Source organism: Flavobacterium sp. FG68 (genome assembly GCF_057808895.1).
The window spans coordinates 92,609-114,563 of the sequence record NZ_JBMDIY010000008.1; the positions used below are offsets into that span (position 1 = coordinate 92,609).

Consider the following 21,955-nt stretch of genomic DNA (forward strand, 5'->3'; position numbering starts at 1 on the left):
TGAAACGCCTTTTTTTGAGTTAGTAAAGCTATGTCTCTATGTGTTAAAATTATCTGCTCAATGCAACAAATAATCTGTGTAAACCCGTTTCATCCGTAAAATCCGTGGGCAAAAATTCCCTATGTGATAAATGTTACTGTAGATTCATAATTTCCGAAGCAACTTTGCATAAAAATAAATGCAATGGAATATTTAGGATATTTTGCTTCAATCATTATCGGGGTTTCGCTGGGTTTAATTGGCGGCGGCGGATCGATATTGACAATTCCTATTTTGGTGTATTTATTTAAGGTAAATCCAGATCAGGCTACTTCTTATTCCTTATTTATTGTTGGACTAACCGCTTTATTCGGAAGTTACAGTCATTATAAAATGGGGAATTTGAAACTAAAATCGGCACTTTATTTTGCGATTCCTTCTGTAATTTCGATTCTGATAATCCGCGAAGTTATATTTCCTCAAATTGCTGCGACACTTTTTTCTGTAGCATCTTATACGGTTTCAAAAGATTTTCTGATTATGATTGTCTTTTCGGTTTTGATGATAACAGCTGCAATTTCGATGATTCGGAAAAATCTTCCAGAAGCAAAAAGCACCGAAACCAATTATATTCAATTAAGTATAATTGGATTTTTAGTTGGCATTGTAACCGGATTTCTTGGTGCTGGCGGCGGATTTTTGATTATTCCTGCACTTTTGTTTTTTGCAAAATTACCTATGAAACAAGCCGTTGGAACTTCATTATTGATTATTACAATCAATTCTTCAATAGGTTTTGGAGGAGATTTATATATAGGAACTCCAATAGATTATACTTTTTTATTAGGAGTTTCAGGAATGGCACTTCTCGGAATGCTAATTGGAAGTCAGCTTTCTAAAAAAATCGACGGAACTAAATTAAAACCGCTTTTTGGCTGGTTTGTTCTCGTAATGGGATTTTATATAATTGCTAAAGAGGTTTTGTTTTAGAGATTATTTCTCCCGCAGATTTGGCAGATAATGCAGATTTTTTTCTTTAAATAATTTTGATAAAAACTCCTGTTTAAGTTGATTTTTGTCATTTCGACCGAAGGGAGAAATCGCACTAGAAGCTCCGTAAAGAATGTCGTCAATCTTTGTCGAATCCCGCGTGCGATTTCTCCGTTCGGTCGAAATGACAATGATTGTGGTTATTTTTTCAAAAGCTTTTCTAGATATTCAATCTTTTCTTTTTCGGCCTGAACTAATTCTTTTTCAGCTAAAACCAATCGCTCGTAAAGTTCGATCACTTTATCTAAAGGATTAAAAGTACACTGATTTGGGTGATTAAATATGCCATTTCCTGCAGTACTGTTATCGTAAAAATTATTAAAAAAATTAAAAACAGATTCTTCTGTAAAATTTTCAATAGCTTCTACCGTAACACCAAGTGCTTTTGCAATTTGTACCAATTTTTCAAAATCAACAGTTTCACTGGTTTCAATACTGGAAATAGTCTGCTGACTTGTGCCAATGGCATCAGCAAGTGCTCCTTGTTTCATTCCACGAAGCTCTCTTATTCGGCTTATGTTTCTTCCTATATTTCTGGGTCTGGTTTCTGTGCTCATAATTCAAAGATATTTAAAATTTCCCGAAAAAATTATTGGTTTGGTAAAATACACATTTGTCTTATGTACGATACAATTTCGTGTCTTTCAATCCAAACAAAAATATAATTTTTCTGACAAAAAATAATACTAAATAAAAATAGTATCTTTTTTACTTGTAGATAATCTTTGTCAAAGTTTTAAACTTTGACAAAGATGAAACTATTTAATTCAAGTTGCTAGTCTAATAATTCAATAAATAAATTGGCTCTAAAAAAGTTTAATCCCTACGGGATATTTTTTCTGGTAGATTTTATTATTCTACTACCAATATTTAACTCCTAACGGAGTAACAAAAAAAATATCTCGGAGAGATTATATATTGGTAGAAACCAATTTATTCATGTCAATTTTTATCCCATAGGGACTACTACTACAAATATTTAACTCCTAACGAGTAACAAAAAAATATCTCGGAGAGATTACATATTGGTAGAAATCAATTTATTCATGTCAATTTTTGTCCCGTAGGGACTACACTTTATTAACTAGGAACTTGAATTATTTAAGCTATTTTCTTCTCGGCAGTTTTAGCTGGTTTTCTATAAAACAAATACCTCAAAACCAAAGTATAAAAAGTAAAAATTGAAGTCGTTAAAGTTCCCACAACAAATAAAAATTCGGTTTGCGATAAAATAAAGAATTTATACGATGCGCCAGCTCCGTGCAGTAAAATAACAAGAGCAATAAAAATCGCCCATCTTGACGAAAAAATAAAAGCTTTTTTAGCATTTTCCTGTCTCAGCTTTCGTTCCAGACTTTCGTTTGCCTGTTCGATTTCAAATCTTTTAAGTTCAATATATTCCGAATGGCTTTTTGGATCGTAAGGTCTCATTAAATGAGCTTCTTTTTCAGCTTCTTTCGTTACATCTTTTGGAACATTAATAATATCATTTCCTAAAGCACTTTCGGGTAATTTTTCTGCTAAAGTCTTTTCCATTAACTATTCAATTTTTGCTGATAATATTCTTTAATTAAATCATTTCCAATTACAACATCATGCGATCCGTCCCAGGTTTGCCACCACGGACTTCCCTCTTCATGCGTTAATGCCGAAAGCTGCAATCCCGACAAACCTTTGTAATTATCCCAGATTTTTTTCAGGAACTCTTTATCTTCTTCTTTTAATGGAGTTTTTGCAGAAATATTCAACAAAAACGGATCAACCGGATCTTTCCCAAACATTCGTATTGCATAATACAAATCTGGAATAACCGCGCCATATTTCCACGCCTGAATTTCATTATCAAAAAGTGGTTTTCCGGTAATTCCCAAATGCCATCCATCCGAAATATAAGTAAGCTTTAGCAATTTCATTGGGTCAAGTCCCTGCCCTTCTGCTTTTGCCAATTCTATGAAGTACTTCGCTATATCAAAACAATTATACATTTTCTAAAATTTTAATTATTTCTCTTCTAACAAAACTAAGAAAATCCCAACCAAATACAATATTTGTAAAAATTATATTAAAAAAATTTTAACGTGAAGTCTAAAATACATTTAAAAAATAATGAGAAGTTTTTGGGCGTTACCTTCGGCCGGGCTATCCGCTTGTATCTTTTTGTTTTTAAAGAAAAAACAAAAAGGATACCGCTTCTATCCCTAACGCAACCTCGGATAAATAACTTATAGTTTTTCAATAAATAAGCTGGAGGTAAACAAATCTATATAAATAAAGGCTTTAGCCAAACTTTACGATTTGGGCTAAAGCCTTCTCAATATCAATAAAAAACATCCAGTTAAAACTGGAGGCAATTAATTTTATACCAAAATTACTTAGCGTTGTCCGCCAGAAACAGCGATTGTTTCACCAGTAATCCAATACGAATCTTCAGAAGCCAGAAATACGGCAACTTTTGCAATATCTTCTGGTTTCCCTACACGACCTAGAGGCGTTTCAGATACATGCCATTTTTCTGCATCGCCATTCATAACTCCAGAACTATGAGAACCTTCCGTTTCGATCAATCCGGGATTAATAGAATTGATGCGTATTTTCTTCGGACCAAATTCTTTTGCAAGAATGCGTGTCATGGCATCAACAGCATATTTAGTTTGTGTATAAACCAATGTAGTTGGCATATCAAGCGTTGATACAATTGAACCTACATTAATAATAGCACCACCCTTATCACCAAATAATTTCGCCGCTTGCTGAATCGTCAATATACTGCCCAAGACATTAATGTTAAACATACGATGAAAAGATTCTTCGGTAATATCATCAATACCTGCAAAACTGTAAACACCGGCATTATTTACCAAAATATCAAGCTTACCAAATGATTTTACAATTTCTTCAAAAATGCGTCTTACATCAGCCGCTTTTTCAACATTACCTTGTATTGCAATTGCTTTTCCGCCATTAATAGTTATTTCCTCAATAACTCTGTCGGCGTCATTCTTATTACTAGCATAATTGACAACTACTGTTGCGCCCTGATTTGCATATGCTTTAGCGATTCCGGCACCTATACCTTTTGATGCACCTGTTATTAAGGCTACTTTACCTTTTAATTTTTGTGAATTTTCCATTTTAACTTTATTAATTATACGTTGTTAATTGATAAAGCAAAGTTGGGTATTAAGTGAGGCTGAAAAGTTGAAGTATCTTAGGAAAAAAGGTTGAACTAGTTCAACCTTTTTTCTTTACTTTTTCATTACGTATTTTCGATAAAAACTCTGTAGTCATATTAAGATATGATGCGAGGGCGTATTGTGGCAGGCGCTGCGCAACTTTTGGAAACTTTTCCAAAAACTCCGTATAGCGTTGTTCTGCATTCTGCGTAAGCGTTGCAATAATCCGACGCGCAAAAAATGCAGCAGATTTTTCGGCCATTATACGAAATAATGTTTCAAGATTATGAGATAAAGATTTTAGTTTCTGTTCGGCTTCATGATTTATTTGGAGAATCACGCTGTCTTCTAACGCAACTACAAACATAGTCGCTGGGGTTTGATATATATAACTATTATAATCGGCTATCCACCAGTCTTCGATAGCAAACTGAATCGTATGTTCGTTTCCTTTTTCATCTACAACATAAGCCCGAAAAGCTCCTTCAAGCACATAAGTTCTGTGTTTGTTTACAAATTCCGGCTGTACGATAAACTGTCTTTTCTTTATTTTTCGCACTTTAAACTCAGACAATAAAGCATCCATTTCGTCTGGCAACAAAACGACTTTCTGATTAATATTTTCAATAAACAATGTCAGGTCTTCCATGAAGTTTAAATTACGATTTAGAATAGATAAGCAGTATCACAAATTTATTCTAAAAATTGGTATCAATGTGAAAAATTGAGTAGGCTTGTTTTGGGCGTTTCCTCCAGCTGGGCTTATCAGTTTCCGTTTAAATAATAGTGAGATTGCTTCGTTCCTCGCAACGACTTTGCGTGTGTCCTTGCGAGGAACGAAGCAATCTCACGATCAAAATCAATCATCATTATTAAATTAAAAAACCGTTGGTTAAAACCAACGGCTATTGATATAATTAATTCGTGAAAATTAGTGCAATTCGTGGCTAAAAAAAATTAATGTTCCCCATACCCAATATCATCCATCTTCCCGCTAAAAACACGATATTGAATAATAAAATAAATGATTACAAGAAACAAAGCCACAAAAAACCAGCTCATTCCAGCGTTCAATCCATATTCTCCGGCGGCAGTATTATAAATCGTTAGCGACGGATTTACTTTATTCGTTGAAGGCAGAACATTCGGAAAAATCGAAACCGCTGTTGAAGCAAATCCACCCACTAAAAAGAAAGTAGAAAACATAAAACCATAACCGTCTTTTTGAAAGGAACGCACTTTAAATAATCCCAAAATTCCAACGAAAGTCAAAAGCGGGAAAAACCAAAGAATAGGATTTTCAACGAAATTATGAAACGGTTTTGGTTCGATAAAATGCCAAACCTGCAATGAAATACAAACTAAAACCAACAGAATAATATTCAATGCAAAAACAACTTTTTTAAGTTTTGGGTTTAGAGATGAATTCGTTTTATAAATAATCCAGTTTGCACCGTGAATTGTTAAAGCAACAGTACTCACAATCCCAAGGAAAAGCGTAAACCAGTCAATAATTCCCAATTCATTTGCCTGCGGACTAAAAGTTGGATTCCACAAAGGCAGAAAGAAATAATGCGCTTCCTGTGTTGAAACACCATTTTGAACCATTCCCAGATTTACGCCACGAACAATATTTCCTAAAGCAATTCCGAAGAAAAGTGCCAAAAGTAAACTCGCAATTCCAAAAGCTTTATCCCAAATCGTTTCCCACATGGCGTTATGAATCTGTCCGCGCATTTCCAATCCGATAGCACGGAAAATCAAAAGCCATAAAATCATAATCAAAGGCAGATAAAATCCGCTGAAAGAGGAAGCGTATAAAGTAGGAAAAGCAAAAAACAAAACGCCTCCGGCAGCAATAAGCCAAACTTCATTGGCATCCCAAAACGGCCCAATGGCACTTGTAATTGCTTTTTTATCTTTTTCTGTATCGGCAAAAAATAAATGAATAATTCCTGCCCCAAAATCATAACCGTCTAAAACCAGATAAACAGCCAGAATTCCCATTAAAACTATGTACCAAAAAAATTCCATATTTATATTTTTTCTGTTGAAAGTTCCACATGGTGCGGCCCTTTATTGATAATTTTTCCAACCAAAAGTAAAAACAACATTCCCAGTAAAAGGTATAAACCAATAAATCCAAGCAATGTAAATAAGGTATTTCCAGATGAAACTGTTGGCGAAGCTCCGGCAGCAGTTCGCAGTAAATTATAAACCAGCCAGGGCTGTCTTCCTAATTCGGCCGTGTACCAGCCTGTTGTATTGGCGATATACGGAAATGGCATCATGAACATAAGCGACCATAAAATCCATTTGGTTTCAAATAATTTTCCTCTGATTAATTGAAAAAGTGAAAGCACCATTAACCCAATAAAAACAGTTCCGAGTCCCACCATAATATGATAGGCATAATACAATCCCGAAATATTTGTTGGGTGTAAATCTTCTTCAAACTGATCTAAGCCTTTAATTTCCTGATCCCAGTTTCCGTAAGTCAGGAAACTCAAAATATTAGGAACGGCAATTTTATTATCGAGTTTTTTATCTTTTACATCGGGCTGGCCAATTAAAACAATTTCAGAGCCTCTTTCTTCGGTATGGAAAATTCCTTCCATTCCGGCGAAAGTTACAGGTTGATATTTCACAACATTTTTGGCCAGTAAATCTCCCGTTGGTACTGCCACAATAACACTAGAAATCAATCCGAAGATAACTCCCGTTTTTAGGAACAATTTTCCAAAAGAAACATTCTTCTGACTTAAAATATAGAAAGCGCCAATTCCGGCCACAACAAACGAGCTTGTTACTAAAGATGCAGCCTGATTGTGCAAATAAGAAGGCCAAAGCCACGGATTTAAAAATAAAGCCTGAAAATTATTCAGCACAAATTTTCCGTTTTCAAGGATTTCATAACCCACCGGATTCTGCATCCACGAATGTGTTGCGATAATTAAAAATCCGCTGGCCCAGGAACCAATCATGATTAATAATCCGGTTACAAAATGCCATTTATGACCAAGGAGTTTTTCTCCAAATAAAAATATTCCCAAAAAAGAAGATTCGAGAAAGAAGGAAAACATTCCTTCCATTGCAAGCGTTTGTCCAATGATTCCGCCTGTTAATTCAGAGAATTTTGCCCAGTTTGTCCCAAATTGAAATTCCATTGGAATTCCGGTTACAACACCCATTGCAAAATTGAGAGCAAAGATTTTCATCCAGAAATGAGTGGCGTGATTGTATTGTTCGTCGTTAGTTTTTAAGTATTTCCATTTGAAGTAAACAATAATGAGTGAAAGACCCATTGTAAGCTGCGGAAAAAGATAATGAAAAGTAATAGTGAATGCGAATTGCATTCGATCATAAAAGAGCATTTCTTCCATAAAGTGGTATTGTTTTATGAGGTTTCACAAATTTAACCATTACAACCCGAATTAATGCCTTTTAAAAGAAGTTTATCGCTTGATATTTGTTAAACTTTTCAACAATTTAAATGTGCAAACTGCACTTATTTTTTACGCCACAGTTTGTCATTTCTCCCTTCGGTCTAAATGACAAGATTATGTATAGCTATGCGCATTTAAACATAGTCCACGGTTTCAACCGTGGGAACACGATGCATATTCCCATACGTTTCCTGCGGTTGAAACCGCAGGCTATATTTAATTACACGGATTAATGTGATTATTTTTTTAGAATTCCTTTTTCTACACTTTCATTTATCAAACCTTCGGCATAATTCCATAAAGATGTTGAACCCTTTTTTATAACGCTCTTTTTTTCGTAAACTTTATTATACTTTACATCAAATTCTTTCCATGTTCCGCCGTTGTTAGAAGTATTCTGTAGTAAAGGCTCTAATCTGTCCATAGATCTTGCAAATTTGGCTTCGTTGGTTTCGCCAGCTTCAAATTCTTCCCAAATAGTTATAAAGTCTTCAGCTTGTTTTTTAGGCAGTAAACCAAAAATACGATTCGCTGCTAATCGTTCTTCATCTGTATTATCATGACTTTTCAACGTATCATACATGAAAACATCTCCAGCATCGATTTCTACAATATCATGAATCAAAACCATTTTTACTACTTTCAAAACATCGATGGGTTCATTGGAGTGTTCTGCCAAAACAATAGCCATTAAAGCCAAATGCCAGCTGTGTTCGGCATCATTTTCACATCGGTCGCTGTTGAATAATTTTGTTTTTCTCTGAATGTATTTTACTTTATCAATTTCTTTTATAAAAGCTATCTGATCTAATAAGTCTGCTGTATTCATATCAATAATTTTCGTCAGTTGTAAAATTACATAGATTTTTTTTTGCACCATATAAGTTATATAAGTTCATATTAGTATAACGTCGATTATGCATGCCAGATTTTTTTATATGGTAAAACAGGCGAACTTATAAATCCATTTTAATATAATATCAATTATGTGATGCCTTAAATTTACTTATATAACTTATATGGTTAAATTTCTTCTTTTTACACAAAAATCAAATTTCTGTAACATTAGTCACCTATTTTAAAAGAAAACAGAGTTATCTTTGTGTTCCCAATATTTTTCAATTCATATCATGAAAATAGAACAAATTTACACCGGATGCCTCGCACAAGGTGCATACTATATAACTTCAAACGGAGAAGCAGCTATTATTGATCCGTTAAGAGAAATCCAGCCTTATTTAGATCGTTTAGAACGTGACAATGTTAAACTAAAATACATTTTTGAAACGCATTTTCACGCTGATTTTGTTTCCGGACACATCGATTTAAGCAAGGAAACAGAAGCTCCAATTGTTTACGGACCAAATGCTGCCTGCGAATTTGACTGCATTTCTGCAAAAGACGGACAGGAATTCAAACTCGGAAATGTAACTATAAAAGCATTGCATACTCCGGGTCATACCATGGAAAGCACTACTTATTTATTGATTGACCAGGATGGAAAAGATTATGCTATTTTTTCTGGAGATACTTTATTTATAGGTGATGTTGGCCGTCCGGATTTAGCTCAAAAAGCAGCAGGAATGACTCAGGATCAATTAGCCGGAATTTTATTTCATTCTTTAAGAGATAAAATTATGACGCTGAATGATGATGTCATCGTTTATCCTGCGCACGGTGCCGGAAGTGCCTGCGGAAAAAACATGAGTAAAGAAACTGTTTCAACTATTGGAAATCAAAAAGCTACGAATTATGCTTTGCGAGCTAATATGACAGAAGCTGAATTTATTGAAGAAGTAACAGATGGATTATTGCCTCCTCCAGCCTATTTCAGCATGAACGTTGCCATGAACAAACAAGGTTACGAAAGTTTTGAAACGGTTTTACATAACGGAATGAAAGCTATTGATGCAAAAGAATTTGAGGCTGTCGCCGAAGAAACCGGAGCTTTGATTTTAGATACCCGAAAAAGCGGTGATTTTGCAAAAGGATTTATTCCGCAGTCTATTAATATAGGAATCAACGGTGATTTTGCTCCGTGGGTTGGAACTTTAGTGGGCGATGTAAAGCAGCCTATTATATTAGTAACCGAATTAGGTCTTGAAGAAGAAACAGTTACACGTTTAAGCCGTGTTGGTTTTGACTCTATCATCGGACATTTAGAAGGTGGTTTTGAAGCTTGGGAAAAAGCCGGTTTTGAAATTGATAGCGTCAACCGAATTTCGGCAGAACAGTTTGCAAATCAATTTAATATCACAGAAGATAAAGTTATTGACGTTCGTAAAGAGACTGAATACGAAGCAGAACATATAGAAGATGCTTACAGTAAACCTCTCGCTTATATTAATGACTGGGTAAAAGATATTAATCCAAATGAGCATTTTTATTTGCATTGCGCCGGAGGATATCGCAGTATGATTGCGGCTTCTATTTTACAGGCACGCGGTTTCAGAAATTTTAGCGAAATTGACGGCGGTTTTGGAGCCATCGCAAAAACTGAAATCCCAAAATCAGATTTCGTTTGTCAGAGTAAGGTTTTAAAAGCATAAATAAAAGTTTTACCATTAAGATATTAAGTTAATTAAGTTTTTGAGCTTAATGAAACTTTTCAAAGAAGGTTAGGAAAAATTAAGCATTCCAACTTAATTAACTTAATATCTTAATGGTAAAAAAACAAAACACTTAATTTTAATTATGAGTATATTAGAAATTATTCAAGAACCTTGGCCTTGGTACGTTGCGGGCCCGTTGATTGGTTTGACTGTTCCTATTTTATTGATTATCGGAAATAAATCTTTCGGGATTAGTTCTTCGCTTCGTCATATTTGTGCGGCTTGTATTCCGGCGAATATTTCATTTTTTAAATACGACTGGAAAAAAGAAAGCTGGAATTTATTCTTTGTTTTGGGAATATTTCTTGGTGGTGTTATTGCCGCTTACTTTCTATCAAACCCAAATGACGTTCAAATTACTCCGGAACTTTCACAGCAATTATCTTCTTACGGAATCACAGATCATTCTGGTTTAGTTCCTTCGCAATTATTTTCATGGGAAAGTTTACTAACCCTTCGCGGATTCATCATGATTGTTGTGGGTGGATTTTTAGTTGGTTTCGGGACACGTTACGCAGGCGGATGCACTAGCGGACACGCCATAATGGGATTATCAAATTTACAATGGCCTTCATTAGTAGCTACAATCTGTTTTATGATTGGCGGTTTTGTAATGTCACTTTTGATTTTACCTTATATTCTTTCACTTTAAAATTTCAAAAATGAGCAATTTAGAAAATAAAAATACAGACGGAGAAGGAATCAATGCAAGTCATCAAAAAGAAACAGGATTCTCTAATCTTAAATATTTAATTGTTGGAGTCTTTTTCGGGATTGTATTTGTAAAAGCCGAAATCATCAGCTGGTTTCGTATTCAGGAAATGTTTCACCTGCAGTCATTCTTTATGTATGGCGTAATTGGAAGCGCAGTTGCAGTTGGCGTTATCTCGGTTTTTATCATTAAAAAATTCAATATTAAAACGCTTCAAGGCGAGAAAATTGAAATTCAGCCAAAAACCTTCAGCAAAGGACAAATCTATGGTGGATTACTATTTGGTTTTGGATGGGCAATTACCGGAGCTTGTCCGGGGCCGCTTTTCGCTCAAATTGGGACTGGAGCAACTGTAATTATTGTTACTTTATTAAGTGCCATTGCAGGAACCTGGTTTTATGGTTTAATAAAAGATAAATTGCCTCATTAACTTTTTTGTTTCAGGTTTTATGTTTCAAGTTGCTTAACGAAACTTAAAAAAAATAAGTCCAAACTCATTCCGTAGGAATGTCTGGTTGGTAGAATTAAAATTGAGTTGCGGTTATACGTTCCGTAGGAACGTTTGATTAACGAGCCAAGAGTTTATTCTGTTGAAACAAGTGTCCCTACAGGACACAATGCAAAACAATTATATTTTTTTTCTACCGACGAAATATTCCTAACGGAATATTAAAATTGTTTTTAGACTAACTTAAACGAAATATAATTTAAATCAAACCCGACAGGTTTTAAAAACCTGTCGGGTTTATTTTTGAAGTCTAGTCAATCAACTTGAAACCTGAAACCTGAAACAAATTTTAACAACTAAGATATTTCTTCATCTAAATCTAATTTCGTTTCGTTAAGTTTGCTTTAAACAATAAATCCCAAAATATAACCTAATATATGAACCGTTCAGAACAGCTATTGATATTAAAGAACACTGAAAAATGGGATGTAATTGTAATTGGAGGTGGAGCCAGCGGTTTAGGAACTGCTCTTGATGCCGCAAGCAGAGGATACAAAACAATTTTACTCGAAGCGGTTGATTTTGCAAAAGGAACTTCGAGCAGAAGCACTAAACTAATTCATGGCGGAGTACGTTATCTGGAACAAGGAAATATTCACTTGGTTATAGAAGCACTGAAAGAAAGAGGTTTAATAGCTAAAAATGCAGGTCACTTAGTCAAAAACCAATCTTTTGTGATCCCAAACTACAATTGGTGGAGCACTTTCATTTATACTATTGGGTTAACTGTTTATGATTTATTGGCCGGGCGTTTAAGTTTAGGCCGTTCAAAATATATTTCGAAGAAAAAAACAATCGAAATGCTTCCTAATGTAGAAGAAGCTGATTTGATAAATGGCGTAATTTATCATGACGGACAATTTGATGATTCGCGTTTAGCCATTAATATCGCTCAAACTGCTGCAGAAAAAGGAGCTTGCATTTTAAACTATATAAAAGTTGTAAACTTAATAAAAGACGATAAGAACCAAGTTATTGGTGTTGAAATAGAAGATCAGGAAACTGGAGATACATACAACTTAAAAGGAGCTGCAATTATAAATGCTACGGGAGTTTTTACAAATGCCATAATGAAACTAAACGATACTGTTTATAAAAAATATATCGTTCCGAGTCAGGGAATTCATCTAGTGTTTGATAAATCTTTTTTACCCGGCGATCATGCTTTAATGATTCCAAAAACAAGTGACGGACGAGTTTTATTTGCAGTACCGTGGCATAACAGAATTGTAATAGGAACAACAGATACTTTAATTAAAAAACAAAGTTTAGAACCTGTTGCTTTAGAAAGCGAAATCAAATTTGTGCTAGAAACAGCCCAGCACTTTTTAGCAAAAAAACCTACCAGAGCAGATGTTTTATCTGTTTTTGCAGGTTTACGTCCTTTGGCAGCGCCCGAAGAAGAAGGCAAAAAAACCAAAGAAGTTTCCCGAAGCCATAAAATTATTGTATCCGAAACGGGTTTAATAACTATTACGGGCGGAAAATGGACAACGTACAGAAAAATTGCTGAAGATATTATAAACAAAGCAATTACTATTGGTAAGTTACCAAAAAAAACCTGCGTTACAGAACATCTTCCCATTCATGGAAATAAAACTACGACGACTTTAGACAGAGAAAATCATTTATATATCTATGGTTCTGATATTCCTAGCATAATCGAGTTACAACAAAACAATCCTGAATTAAACGAAAAAGTACATCATGATCACGAATTTACGATGGCAGAAGTGCTTTGGGCGATTCGATATGAAATGGCAAGAACTGTAGATGATATTTTAGCGAGACGTGTTCGTCTATTGTTTTTAGATGCAAGAGCAGCCATTCAATCTTCAGAAAAAGTAGCAAAACTTCTTGCTAAAGAACTTGGACATGACGAAAACTGGATAAATAACGAAGTTTTAAATTTCAAAAAAACTACAAAGGGCTTTCTTTTGTCCGAATTTCAATAAATCTTTTTTTAATTCGATAACCTTTATAGAATTTATAAGAACAAGTTTAATTTTTAGTTAAATATTTAAAAATCAATATTTTGAAGATAAAAAATAAACTATTTTTATTCTAACTTTTTCCGTTCAAAATCGATGTCATTTTGAATTAACAAAAAATTAACATGACATTTGTATATACAACTATTAAAACTTCTACATTTGTATATACAAATTATACACTTACGACTATGACAATTGAAGAGGTTATTAAAAGTACAGTTAAGATGGATAATGCGAAAAAAGTTATTCTAAATATCATGTACACACAAAATGTGATTCAGGATCATTTCAGCGAGTTGATGAAACCGTATGATTTATCTGGAGAGCAATATAATGTATTGCGTATATTAAGAGGACAAAAAGGAAAACCTGCTAATATGTGTGTGATACAAGAGCGTATGTTAGCTAAAACGAGTAACACAACCCGATTAGTAGATAAATTATTACTGAAAGATTTAGTAACAAGAAATGTCTGTCCAGGAAATCGACGCAAAATTGAAGTTTTGATTACACAGAAAGGATTAGATATTTTAAAAGAATTAGACCCAAAGGTAGATGAACACGAGCGTTTATTTGCCGAGAATATAAGCCAAGAAGAATTAGAATTATTAAACACATTATTAGAAAAATACCGAACCCAACAAAATTAAAATTATGAGTAGATTATTAGATAATTTAAACTGGAGATATGCAACAAAAAAATATGATGCATCTAAAAAAGTTTCTTCAGCAGATTTAAATACTATTAAAGAAGCCGTTAGATTAAGTGCTTCTTCATACGGATTACAACCTTACAGAGTTGTTATTGTAGAAAATCCGGAAATTAGAGAACAATTAAAAGCTGCTGCTTACGGACAAACACAGCTTACAGATGCTTCGCAAATATTTGTATTTGCAAATGATGTAAATCTTGGAGCACATTCTGTAGACAGTTATATCAACAATATTAGCGAAACAAGAGGTATTCCTGCTGATGCTTTGGCTGGATTTGGCGATATGATGAAAGGTACAGTGGCAAACTTATCTGATGATGCTAAAAATACATGGACAGCAAAACAAACTTATATTGCTTTAGGGACATTATTAGCTGCAGCTTCTGAATTAAAAATTGATGCTACTCCTATGGAAGGTTTCAATGCAGCAGAATTCAACAAAATCTTAGGTTTTGACAAACTTGGCTTAAGTGCTACAGTAATTGCTGCTGTAGGTTACAGACATGATGAGGATGATACTCAGCATTTCAAAAAAGTTAGAAAATCTAACGAGGAATTATTTATCACTATATAATTATTATTAATCAAATTCAATTTTACAACATGAAAAATTTAAAGACAATTGCAATTGCATTATTCGTAGCAGCAGCTGGTATCTCAGTAAACGCACAAACTAAAAAAATCGACGTAAAAGCGTCTACTATCAAATGGGTAGGTAAAAAAGTAACTGGAGAACACTCTGGAACAGTAAACTTTAAAGAAGGTGCTGTAGTTTTCAAAGGAAAAAAATTAGTTGGAGGAAGCTTTACAGTTGATATGACTTCATTAACTTCTACAGATTTAACTGGAGAATACCAAGGTAAATTAAACGGTCACTTAAAAGCTGACGATTTCTTTGGAACTGAAAAATTCCCAACTTCAAAATTAGTTTTCAAAACTATTGGTGCTAAATCTACTGATGTTTACACAGTAACTGCTGATTTAACTATTAAAGGAATCACTAAACCAGTAACTTTTGATATCACTGTAAGCGGAAACACTGCTACAACTGCATTTAAAGTTGACAGAACTAAATATGATATTAAATACGGTTCAGGAAGTTTCTTCGAAGGTTTAGGAGACAAAACTATCAGCGACGAATTCGAATTAACAGTAGCTTTAAAATTCTAATTTCAGGCTTACCTAATTCATATATAAGAAAAACCCCAATAGTTGATTCTATTGGGGTTTTTCTTTTTTATTTCTTTTCAAAAGCATAACATTCTTAACGATAAAATAACGCTTTCATAATAACTATCCCCGTATTGATTAACATTCGGGGTCTAATTTTGAGGAAATTAAAAATCCAAAACTAGAAATTAAAATTATAGTTATGAAAACAAAAATACGTGTTGCAATAATTACACTTCTAAGCACTTTTTTTCTTCAAGCTCAACAACAAACAAAAGGAATAACCGGTACTAACAACTGGATGAACAATTGGACAAGTTTTAACCCGTCTAAACTAGAATATAGCGAAGCGACCAACATAATTGCAGGAACAATTGATAAAGATACCAGATTAGTAAAACGAAATACATATCAATTAGTAGGTATTGTTTACGTGACAAACAATGCCACTTTAACTATCGAACCCGGAACTGTAATACGAGGCGATGATAAAACCTGCGGAACTCTTGTTATTTCAAATGGTGCAAAAATTGTAGCCGAAGGTCTAGAAACAGATCCAATCATTTTTACTTCAAACAAAGAAATTGCAGACAGACGTCCGGGTGACTGGGGCGGAATTATCATTTTAGGAAAAGCGCCAATTAATTTTCTTGGCGGACTTCACACACTTCCTTTTACTTTAGATCCAATAATAAATCATTATGGAGGTCAGGATGGCGAAGACAATTCAGGTATTTTAAAATATGTTAGAATAGAATTTGCAGGAAGAAAATTGAGTTCTGAAAAAGAACTTAACGGACTTTCACTGGCTGGTGTTGGAAGAAAAACAATTTTAAGCAATATTCAGATTAGTTTTTCAAACGACGATTCTTTTGAATGTTATGGCGGAGATTTGAATATGAACAACTTAATTTCATACAGAACAACTGATGATGATTTCGATTTTACGCAAGGCGCGCAAATTAGCATCAGCAACAGTATTGCTATTCGTCATCCTTTTTCATCAGATATCTCTGGTTCAAGATGTTTTGAAGTCGATTCATATGACAAGATTCAAAATACTGATATGAGCAAAAAAATGACAAAAATCACTGCAACCAATATCACTTTAGTAAATCTTGAAGAAAACAACCAAGGTTTGGTTAGAGAATCTGTTCATATTAGAGAAAATACTTTTTTTAGTTTAACCAACAGTATTGTTTCTGGTTTTTCTCCTTTTGTTTTATTAGAAAGCAATATTGGAGATGGAAATGAAAACTTGTCAAAAATGAGTTTCAAAAATATAATTGTGAACAATTGCAACGGCGGAATTACAAGTGAATCATCTAGTTCTGATGCCGCAATTCAAAATTATTACAATCCAAATTCTGGAATAGAATACTCAAAATACAAGAACAGCGAGTTGTTTACAATGCCAAATATCAAAGGAAATCCAGATTTTAGAGCAAATGTAAACAATACGATTGCGATTGGAAATTAAGGCCTTAAGTAGGTTTTAGATTTTAAAATTTAACAAATTTCGAAAATTAGAAAAGTTTTTTTTGAAATTTTATGTATTCTAATTCAAATTACATTTATATCTTTGTCACATCAAAATAAAGAAATGAAAACATTAATGAACAATACTTGGTGGTGGAACAATTTACGTCAAACGTCGTGAACTAAGCTTCCTATGGTATTTTCAAAACTATAAACAAAAAGGGCTTGTCATCACGACAAGCCCTTTTTTTTGGTCGAAACTTTAGCAGAAAAATATTAAAAACTAAAAAACAACATACTTTGAAACCTTTTATACTTAACACACATTACAAACAAATTCTGGCAGACACCATTACGCCGGTTAGTATATATTTTAAAATTAGAGATAAATTCCCTAATAGTTTATTATTAGAAAGTAGTGATTATCACGGAAATGACAACAGTTTCTCTTACGTTTGCTGCAACCCGATTGCAACGATTAAAATCGAAAACGAAAGGATTTCAAAAACTTTTCCTGACGGAACTTCGGAGCAAATTAAAATTGATGCTTCAACAAATATTCCAGAAGTAATTCAGGAATTCTCAAGCCAATTTCAATCGGAGAAAAACGATTTTAAATTCATCAATAACGGATTATTCGGATACATTTCTTACGATGCCGTTCGTTATTTTGAGAAAGTTTCAATCGCCAAAAAAGACAATGCAACCTCAATTCCGGATGTTTTTTATGCCGTTTATCAAAACATCATCGCCATCAATCACTTTAAAAATGAAGCGTATATTTTCTACCACAGCGTTGATGGAACAAACAACATTGCTGTAATCGAACAATTATTGCAATCCAGAAATATCGCTTCATATAAGTTTTCAAAAGAAGGCGAAGGTTTCTCTAATTTAACTGATGAAGAATTCAAGCACAATGTAGCATTAGCCAAAAAACACTGCTTCCGCGGAGATGTTTTCCAATTGGTTTTATCTCGTCGTTTTACGCAAGGTTTTAAAGGTGATGAATTTAATGTTTACAGAGCCTTGAGAAGCATCAACCCATCTCCTTACCTATTCTTTTTTGATTATGGAGATTTCAAAATATTTGGGTCTTCGCCCGAAGCACAAATTATCGTAAAAAACAGAAAAGCCGAAATTCACCCCATCGCAGGAACTTTCAAAAGAACCGGAAATGATGAACGTGATGCACTTTTAGCCAAAGAACTTTCGGAAGATAAAAAAGAAAACAGCGAACACGTAATGCTGGTCGATTTGGCAAGAAACGATTTAAGCAGAAACGGTCACGATGTAAATGTGGAGAAATACAGAGAAGTTCAGTTTTTCTCGCACGTGATTCACTTGGTTTCTAAAGTAACCGGACATTTACATGAAAAAGCTACAACTATGCAGGTTGTTGCCGATACTTTCCCAGCCGGAACTTTGAGCGGCGCACCAAAACACAGAGCGATGCAATTGATTGAAGATTACGAAAAAACAAATCGTAATTTTTACGGAGGCGCGATTGGCTTTATGGATTTTAACGGAAACTTTAATCACGCGATTATGATTCGAACTTTCCTTAGCAAAAATCATCAATTACATTATCAAGCCGGCGCCGGAATCGTAGCAAGTTCTGACGAAGAAAGCGAGATGCAGGAAGTGTATAATAAATTAAGAGCATTGAATACAGCGCTGGAAATGGCAGAAAAAATATAGTTTTCAGTCGCAGTTTTCTGTCACAGTAACACAGAATGATCAGCAATGTCTCCCGAGGTTGAAATCTCGGGCAATATTTGAAAAGCAGTTATATGCGGAATGCTATATAAACATAGCCAACGGTTCAACCGTTGGAACACAAAGATTGGTAAAATCTGAAACAATTAACAAACAAAGAACAAATCCATAAAAACCATGAAAAAAGCATTATCAATTCTAGTTTTAATCATTACTATAACCTCTTGTAATTCGGAAAAAAAAGAGAATCCAATTAAAGGAACCTGGCGTCTTATATCAGCAGAAACGACTGAGAAAGATTCAACTTTTTCGACTTTCAATCCAAAAACAAAAATGATTAAAATTATAAACGATACCCATTTTGCTTTTTTCAATCATGATTTAAATAATGGTAAAGATTCAACAAATGCAATATTCTTTGGCGGAGGCGGAAAATACACTTTAAAGGATAGTGTTTATACCGAGAATTTGGAGTACTTCAATAACCGTCAATGGGAAAATGGAAAATTTGAATTTGTAGTAAAAATTAAAAACGACACCTTAACTCAAAAAGGAGTTGAAAAAGTAGAAAAATTAGGAATCGATAGAATTATTACTGAGAAGTACGTTCGAGAGTAAAAAAAATAGTTTCAAGTTTAAAGTTTCAGGTTTCAAGTTGTTGGAACGTGAAACAAAGAAAACCTGAAACCTGAAACAAAAAAAGACATGAAAAAAATATTAGTTATAGACAATTACGATAGTTTCACTTATAATTTAGTACACTATCTGGAAGATTTAAACTGCGAAGTAACGGTTTACAGAAACGATGAATTCGAAATTGACGAAATCGCTTCTTTTGATAAAATATTACTTTCGCCAGGGCCTGGAATCCCTGATGAAGCAGGTTTATTAAAAGCAGTAATCGAAAAATATGCGCCAACAAAAAGTATTCTTGGTGTTTGTTTAGGACAGCAGGCAATTGGAGAAGTTTTTGGCGGAACGCTTTCTAACCTTGATAAAGTGTACCACGGCGTTTCGACAAATGTAAAAACAGTAGTTTCAGACGAAACTTTATTTGAAGGTTTAGGAAACGAATTTGAAGTAGGAAGATACCATTCATGGGTTGTAGACAGTAATTTACCGGAAATTCTTGAAGCAACTTCAATCGATGAAAACGGGCAGATTATGTCACTAAGACATAAAAAATTTGATGTAAGAGGCGTTCAGTTTCACCCTGAAAGTGTTTTAACACCAAAAGGAAAAAGGATTTTAGAGAATTGGATTAAAAGTTAGTGATCAGTGTTCAGTCCCGAAATGTCGGGATAGTATTCAGTCGCAGTTAGAGTCACAGTAAAAAAACTCAGAAACTTAGCATCTTAGAACCTTAGCAACTTAAAAGAAAAAATGAAAACTATATTAAACAAATTAATCAATCACGAAGTGCTTTCTAAAGAAGAAGCAAAAGACGTTTTGATTAATATATCAACTGGTCAATACAATCCAAGTCAGATTTCGGCATTTTTGACCGTATTTATGATGCGAAGCATTACAATTGATGAACTTTCGGGATTTCGTGAAGCTCTATTAGAATTATGTGTTCGCGTTGATTTATCAGCTTACAATACAATCGATTTATGTGGAACGGGCGGTGACGGAAAAGACACTTTCAATATTTCAACTTTAGCTTCTTTTGTTTCAGCTGGAGCTGGAATTAAAGTTGCCAAACATGGAAATTACGGAGTTTCTTCTATTTCTGGATCAAGCAACGTAATGGAAAAAATGGGAATTAAATTCAGCAACGATCCTTCGTTTTTAGAAAAGTGTATCGATAAGGCCGGAATTTGCGTTTTGCATGCTCCCCTATTTCATCCAGCAATGAAAAATGTTGGGCCAATTCGTAAAGAATTAGCGGTAAAAACCTTCTTTAATATGTTGGGACCAATGGTAAATCCATCATTTCCACAAAATCAATTGGTTGGAGTTTTCAATCTAGAATTAGCCAGAATGTATGCTTATTTATATCAAAATACTGATATCAATTTCACGATTTTACATTCGCTTGACGGGTATGATGAAATCTCTTTAACAGGCCCAACCAAAACGATTACATCACACATGGAAGGAATGCTAAAGCCAGAAGATTTTGGTGTTAGACTTTTATCCCAAACAGAAATCGAAGGCGGAAAAACCATCGAAGAATCGGCTGAAATATTTACGAATATCATTTCTGGAAAAGGAACCGAAGCACAGAACAATGTAGTTTTAGCAAATGCTGCAATGGCGATTGCAACCGTTACAAAATGTTCTCCGTTGGAAGGATTTGAATTAGCAAAAGAAAGTTTATTGTCTGGAAAAGGATTAAAAGCATTGCAGACATTACAGGAATTAAGCAAATAAAAATAGTTTCAAGTTTTCTTTGTTTCATGTTTCAAGTTGTTGGAACGTGAAACATGAAACCTGAAACCTGAAACAAAACAAACAATGAACATTTTAGATAAAATAATATTTGATAAAAAGAGAGAAGTCGTTCTCAAGAAATCAATCATTCCGGTTTCTCAATTAGAAGCTTCGGTGTTTTTTGGAAAAGAAACGATTTCATTAAGCCAGAAACTAAAAGCAAGTTCGACTGGAATTATTGCAGAACACAAACGCCGTTCTCCTTCAAAATCAGTTATTAATCACAACTTTACAGTTGAAGAAGTTGTAAAAGGTTATGAAAATGCTGGAGCTTGCGGAATTTCGGTTTTAACTGACGGAAAGTATTTTGGAGGATCTTTGGACGATTTACTTTTAGCAAGAGCAAGTGTAAATATTCCGCTTTTGCGAAAAGAATTTATTGTCTATGAATACCAAATTCTGGAAGCAAAAGCACACGGAGCCGATTTAATTTTGCTAATCGCGGCTGTTTTAACCCGCGAAGAAATCAAATCATTATCTGAATTTGCTAAAAATCTAGGTTTAGAAGTTCTGTTAGAAGTTCACAATCAAGAAGAATTGGAAAAATCGATTATGCCTACTTTAGACATGATTGGTGTAAACAACAGAAACCTAAAAACATTCGAAGTAAGTTTAGATTTCAGTAAACAATTAGCATCAAAAATTCCGGATGATTTTGTAAAAGTTTCCGAAAGCGGTATTTCATCCATCGAAGCTATTCAGGAATTAAAACCATACGGCTACAAAGGTTTCTTAATTGGAGAAAACTTCATGAAAACCGATAACGCCGGACAAGCCGCAACGGAATTTATAAATAATTTAAAAGCTTAAATAGTTCGCCACGAATTACACAAATTAGCACGAATTGAATTAGTGAAATTCGTGGCAGAAAATAAAACCATTGTGGCTTAGTGCCTTCGTGGCAAAAAACAAACACAAATCTTTGCGAACTTTTTCGCATTTTAAACACAATACAAAAGAAAAA

Annotated in this window: 22 protein-coding genes; 14 read left to right on the forward strand and 8 right to left on the reverse strand. The window is 34.0% G+C overall.

What is annotated here, in order from left to right:
- Positions 1 to 183 precede the first annotated feature (183 nt).
- A complete protein-coding gene (locus ACODSB_RS07265; protein ID WP_488936545.1) occupies positions 184 to 969 on the forward strand; it encodes a sulfite exporter TauE/SafE family protein in 786 nt (261 codons plus the stop codon).
- Between the two features lie 200 nt (positions 970 to 1,169).
- Here the strand turns inward: ACODSB_RS07265 and ACODSB_RS07270 are convergent, their stop codons facing one another.
- The 8 genes from ACODSB_RS07270 to ACODSB_RS07305 form a co-directional block, all read right to left on the reverse strand.
- Entirely contained in the window at positions 1,170 to 1,586 is a 417-nt protein-coding gene (locus ACODSB_RS07270; RefSeq protein WP_488936546.1) for a helix-turn-helix domain-containing protein, read from the reverse strand.
- Positions 1,587 to 2,130: 544 nt separating this feature from the next.
- Positions 2,131 to 2,565 carry a hypothetical protein gene (locus ACODSB_RS07275; RefSeq protein WP_180858055.1) on the reverse strand — a complete coding sequence of 145 codons (435 nt, stop codon included), beginning with the start codon at positions 2,563 to 2,565 and terminating at the stop codon, positions 2,131 to 2,133.
- On the reverse strand, positions 2,565 to 3,014 hold the full coding sequence (locus ACODSB_RS07280) for a Panacea domain-containing protein (protein WP_053473917.1): 450 nt from the start codon (positions 3,012 to 3,014) through the stop codon (positions 2,565 to 2,567). Before ACODSB_RS07280 ends, ACODSB_RS07275 begins: the two co-directional genes overlap by 1 nt.
- A gap of 387 nt (positions 3,015 to 3,401) precedes the next feature.
- Positions 3,402 to 4,160, reverse strand: a complete 759-nt coding sequence (locus ACODSB_RS07285) for an SDR family NAD(P)-dependent oxidoreductase (protein ID WP_488936547.1) — start codon at positions 4,158 to 4,160, stop codon at positions 3,402 to 3,404.
- 100 nt (positions 4,161 to 4,260) lie between these two features.
- Complete coding sequence (locus tag ACODSB_RS07290; RefSeq protein ID WP_488936548.1) at positions 4,261 to 4,851, reverse strand: Crp/Fnr family transcriptional regulator; 591 nt, start codon at positions 4,849 to 4,851, stop codon at positions 4,261 to 4,263.
- Positions 4,852 to 5,159: 308 nt separating this feature from the next.
- Positions 5,160 to 6,236, reverse strand: a complete 1,077-nt coding sequence (cydB, locus tag ACODSB_RS07295; protein WP_488936549.1) for a cytochrome d ubiquinol oxidase subunit II — start codon at positions 6,234 to 6,236, stop codon at positions 5,160 to 5,162.
- 2 nt (positions 6,237 to 6,238) lie between these two features.
- Positions 6,239 to 7,585: a cytochrome ubiquinol oxidase subunit I gene (locus ACODSB_RS07300; protein ID WP_180858049.1), complete on the reverse strand. Its 1,347-nt coding sequence runs from the start codon at positions 7,583 to 7,585 to the stop codon at positions 6,239 to 6,241.
- A gap of 301 nt (positions 7,586 to 7,886) precedes the next feature.
- Entirely contained in the window at positions 7,887 to 8,477 is a 591-nt protein-coding gene (locus ACODSB_RS07305) for an HD domain-containing protein (RefSeq protein WP_488936550.1), read from the reverse strand.
- A gap of 301 nt (positions 8,478 to 8,778) precedes the next feature.
- Here ACODSB_RS07305 and ACODSB_RS07310 point away from each other — a divergent pair, with 301 nt between their 5' ends.
- The 13 genes from ACODSB_RS07310 (at position 8,779) to trpC (ending at position 21,801) form a co-directional block, all read left to right on the forward strand.
- A complete protein-coding gene (locus ACODSB_RS07310) occupies positions 8,779 to 10,197 on the forward strand; it encodes an MBL fold metallo-hydrolase (protein ID WP_488936551.1) in 1,419 nt (472 codons plus the stop codon).
- Positions 10,198 to 10,342: 145 nt separating this feature from the next.
- Positions 10,343 to 10,912 (forward strand): YeeE/YedE family protein, encoded by a 570-nt coding sequence (locus ACODSB_RS07315; protein WP_488936552.1) that lies wholly within the window; start codon positions 10,343 to 10,345, stop codon positions 10,910 to 10,912.
- A gap of 10 nt (positions 10,913 to 10,922) precedes the next feature.
- A complete protein-coding gene (locus ACODSB_RS07320; protein WP_488936553.1) occupies positions 10,923 to 11,402 on the forward strand; it encodes a DUF6691 family protein in 480 nt (159 codons plus the stop codon).
- 455 nt (positions 11,403 to 11,857) lie between these two features.
- Positions 11,858 to 13,435, forward strand: coding sequence for a glycerol-3-phosphate dehydrogenase/oxidase (locus tag ACODSB_RS07325; RefSeq protein WP_488936554.1), 1,578 nt, complete (start codon positions 11,858 to 11,860; stop codon positions 13,433 to 13,435).
- A 227-nt stretch (positions 13,436 to 13,662) separates the two neighbouring features.
- Positions 13,663 to 14,124: a MarR family winged helix-turn-helix transcriptional regulator gene (locus ACODSB_RS07330; protein WP_180858039.1), complete on the forward strand. Its 462-nt coding sequence runs from the start codon at positions 13,663 to 13,665 to the stop codon at positions 14,122 to 14,124.
- Between the two features lie 4 nt (positions 14,125 to 14,128).
- Entirely contained in the window at positions 14,129 to 14,761 is a 633-nt protein-coding gene (locus ACODSB_RS07335; RefSeq protein ID WP_488936555.1) for an NAD(P)H-dependent oxidoreductase, read from the forward strand.
- A gap of 29 nt (positions 14,762 to 14,790) precedes the next feature.
- Positions 14,791 to 15,357 carry a YceI family protein gene (locus ACODSB_RS07340; protein WP_180858035.1) on the forward strand — a complete coding sequence of 189 codons (567 nt, stop codon included), beginning with the start codon at positions 14,791 to 14,793 and terminating at the stop codon, positions 15,355 to 15,357.
- Positions 15,358 to 15,559: 202 nt separating this feature from the next.
- On the forward strand, positions 15,560 to 16,837 hold the full coding sequence (locus ACODSB_RS07345) for a hypothetical protein (RefSeq protein WP_488936556.1): 1,278 nt from the start codon (positions 15,560 to 15,562) through the stop codon (positions 16,835 to 16,837).
- A 299-nt stretch (positions 16,838 to 17,136) separates the two neighbouring features.
- Positions 17,137 to 18,537 carry an anthranilate synthase component I family protein gene (locus tag ACODSB_RS07350; RefSeq protein ID WP_488936557.1) on the forward strand — a complete coding sequence of 467 codons (1,401 nt, stop codon included), beginning with the start codon at positions 17,137 to 17,139 and terminating at the stop codon, positions 18,535 to 18,537.
- Positions 18,538 to 18,732: 195 nt separating this feature from the next.
- Complete coding sequence (locus ACODSB_RS07355; protein WP_488936558.1) at positions 18,733 to 19,173, forward strand: hypothetical protein; 441 nt, start codon at positions 18,733 to 18,735, stop codon at positions 19,171 to 19,173.
- Positions 19,174 to 19,260: 87 nt separating this feature from the next.
- Positions 19,261 to 19,827, forward strand: coding sequence for an anthranilate synthase component II (locus ACODSB_RS07360; RefSeq protein WP_488936559.1), 567 nt, complete (start codon positions 19,261 to 19,263; stop codon positions 19,825 to 19,827).
- A 111-nt stretch (positions 19,828 to 19,938) separates the two neighbouring features.
- The gene (gene trpD / locus ACODSB_RS07365; RefSeq protein WP_488936560.1) at positions 19,939 to 20,931 is read left to right on the forward strand and encodes an anthranilate phosphoribosyltransferase; all 993 of its coding nucleotides are present in this window, start codon (positions 19,939 to 19,941) and stop codon (positions 20,929 to 20,931) included.
- Positions 20,932 to 21,015: 84 nt separating this feature from the next.
- Positions 21,016 to 21,801 carry an indole-3-glycerol phosphate synthase TrpC gene (gene trpC, locus ACODSB_RS07370; RefSeq protein WP_488936561.1) on the forward strand — a complete coding sequence of 262 codons (786 nt, stop codon included), beginning with the start codon at positions 21,016 to 21,018 and terminating at the stop codon, positions 21,799 to 21,801.
- Positions 21,802 to 21,955 lie beyond the last annotated feature (154 nt).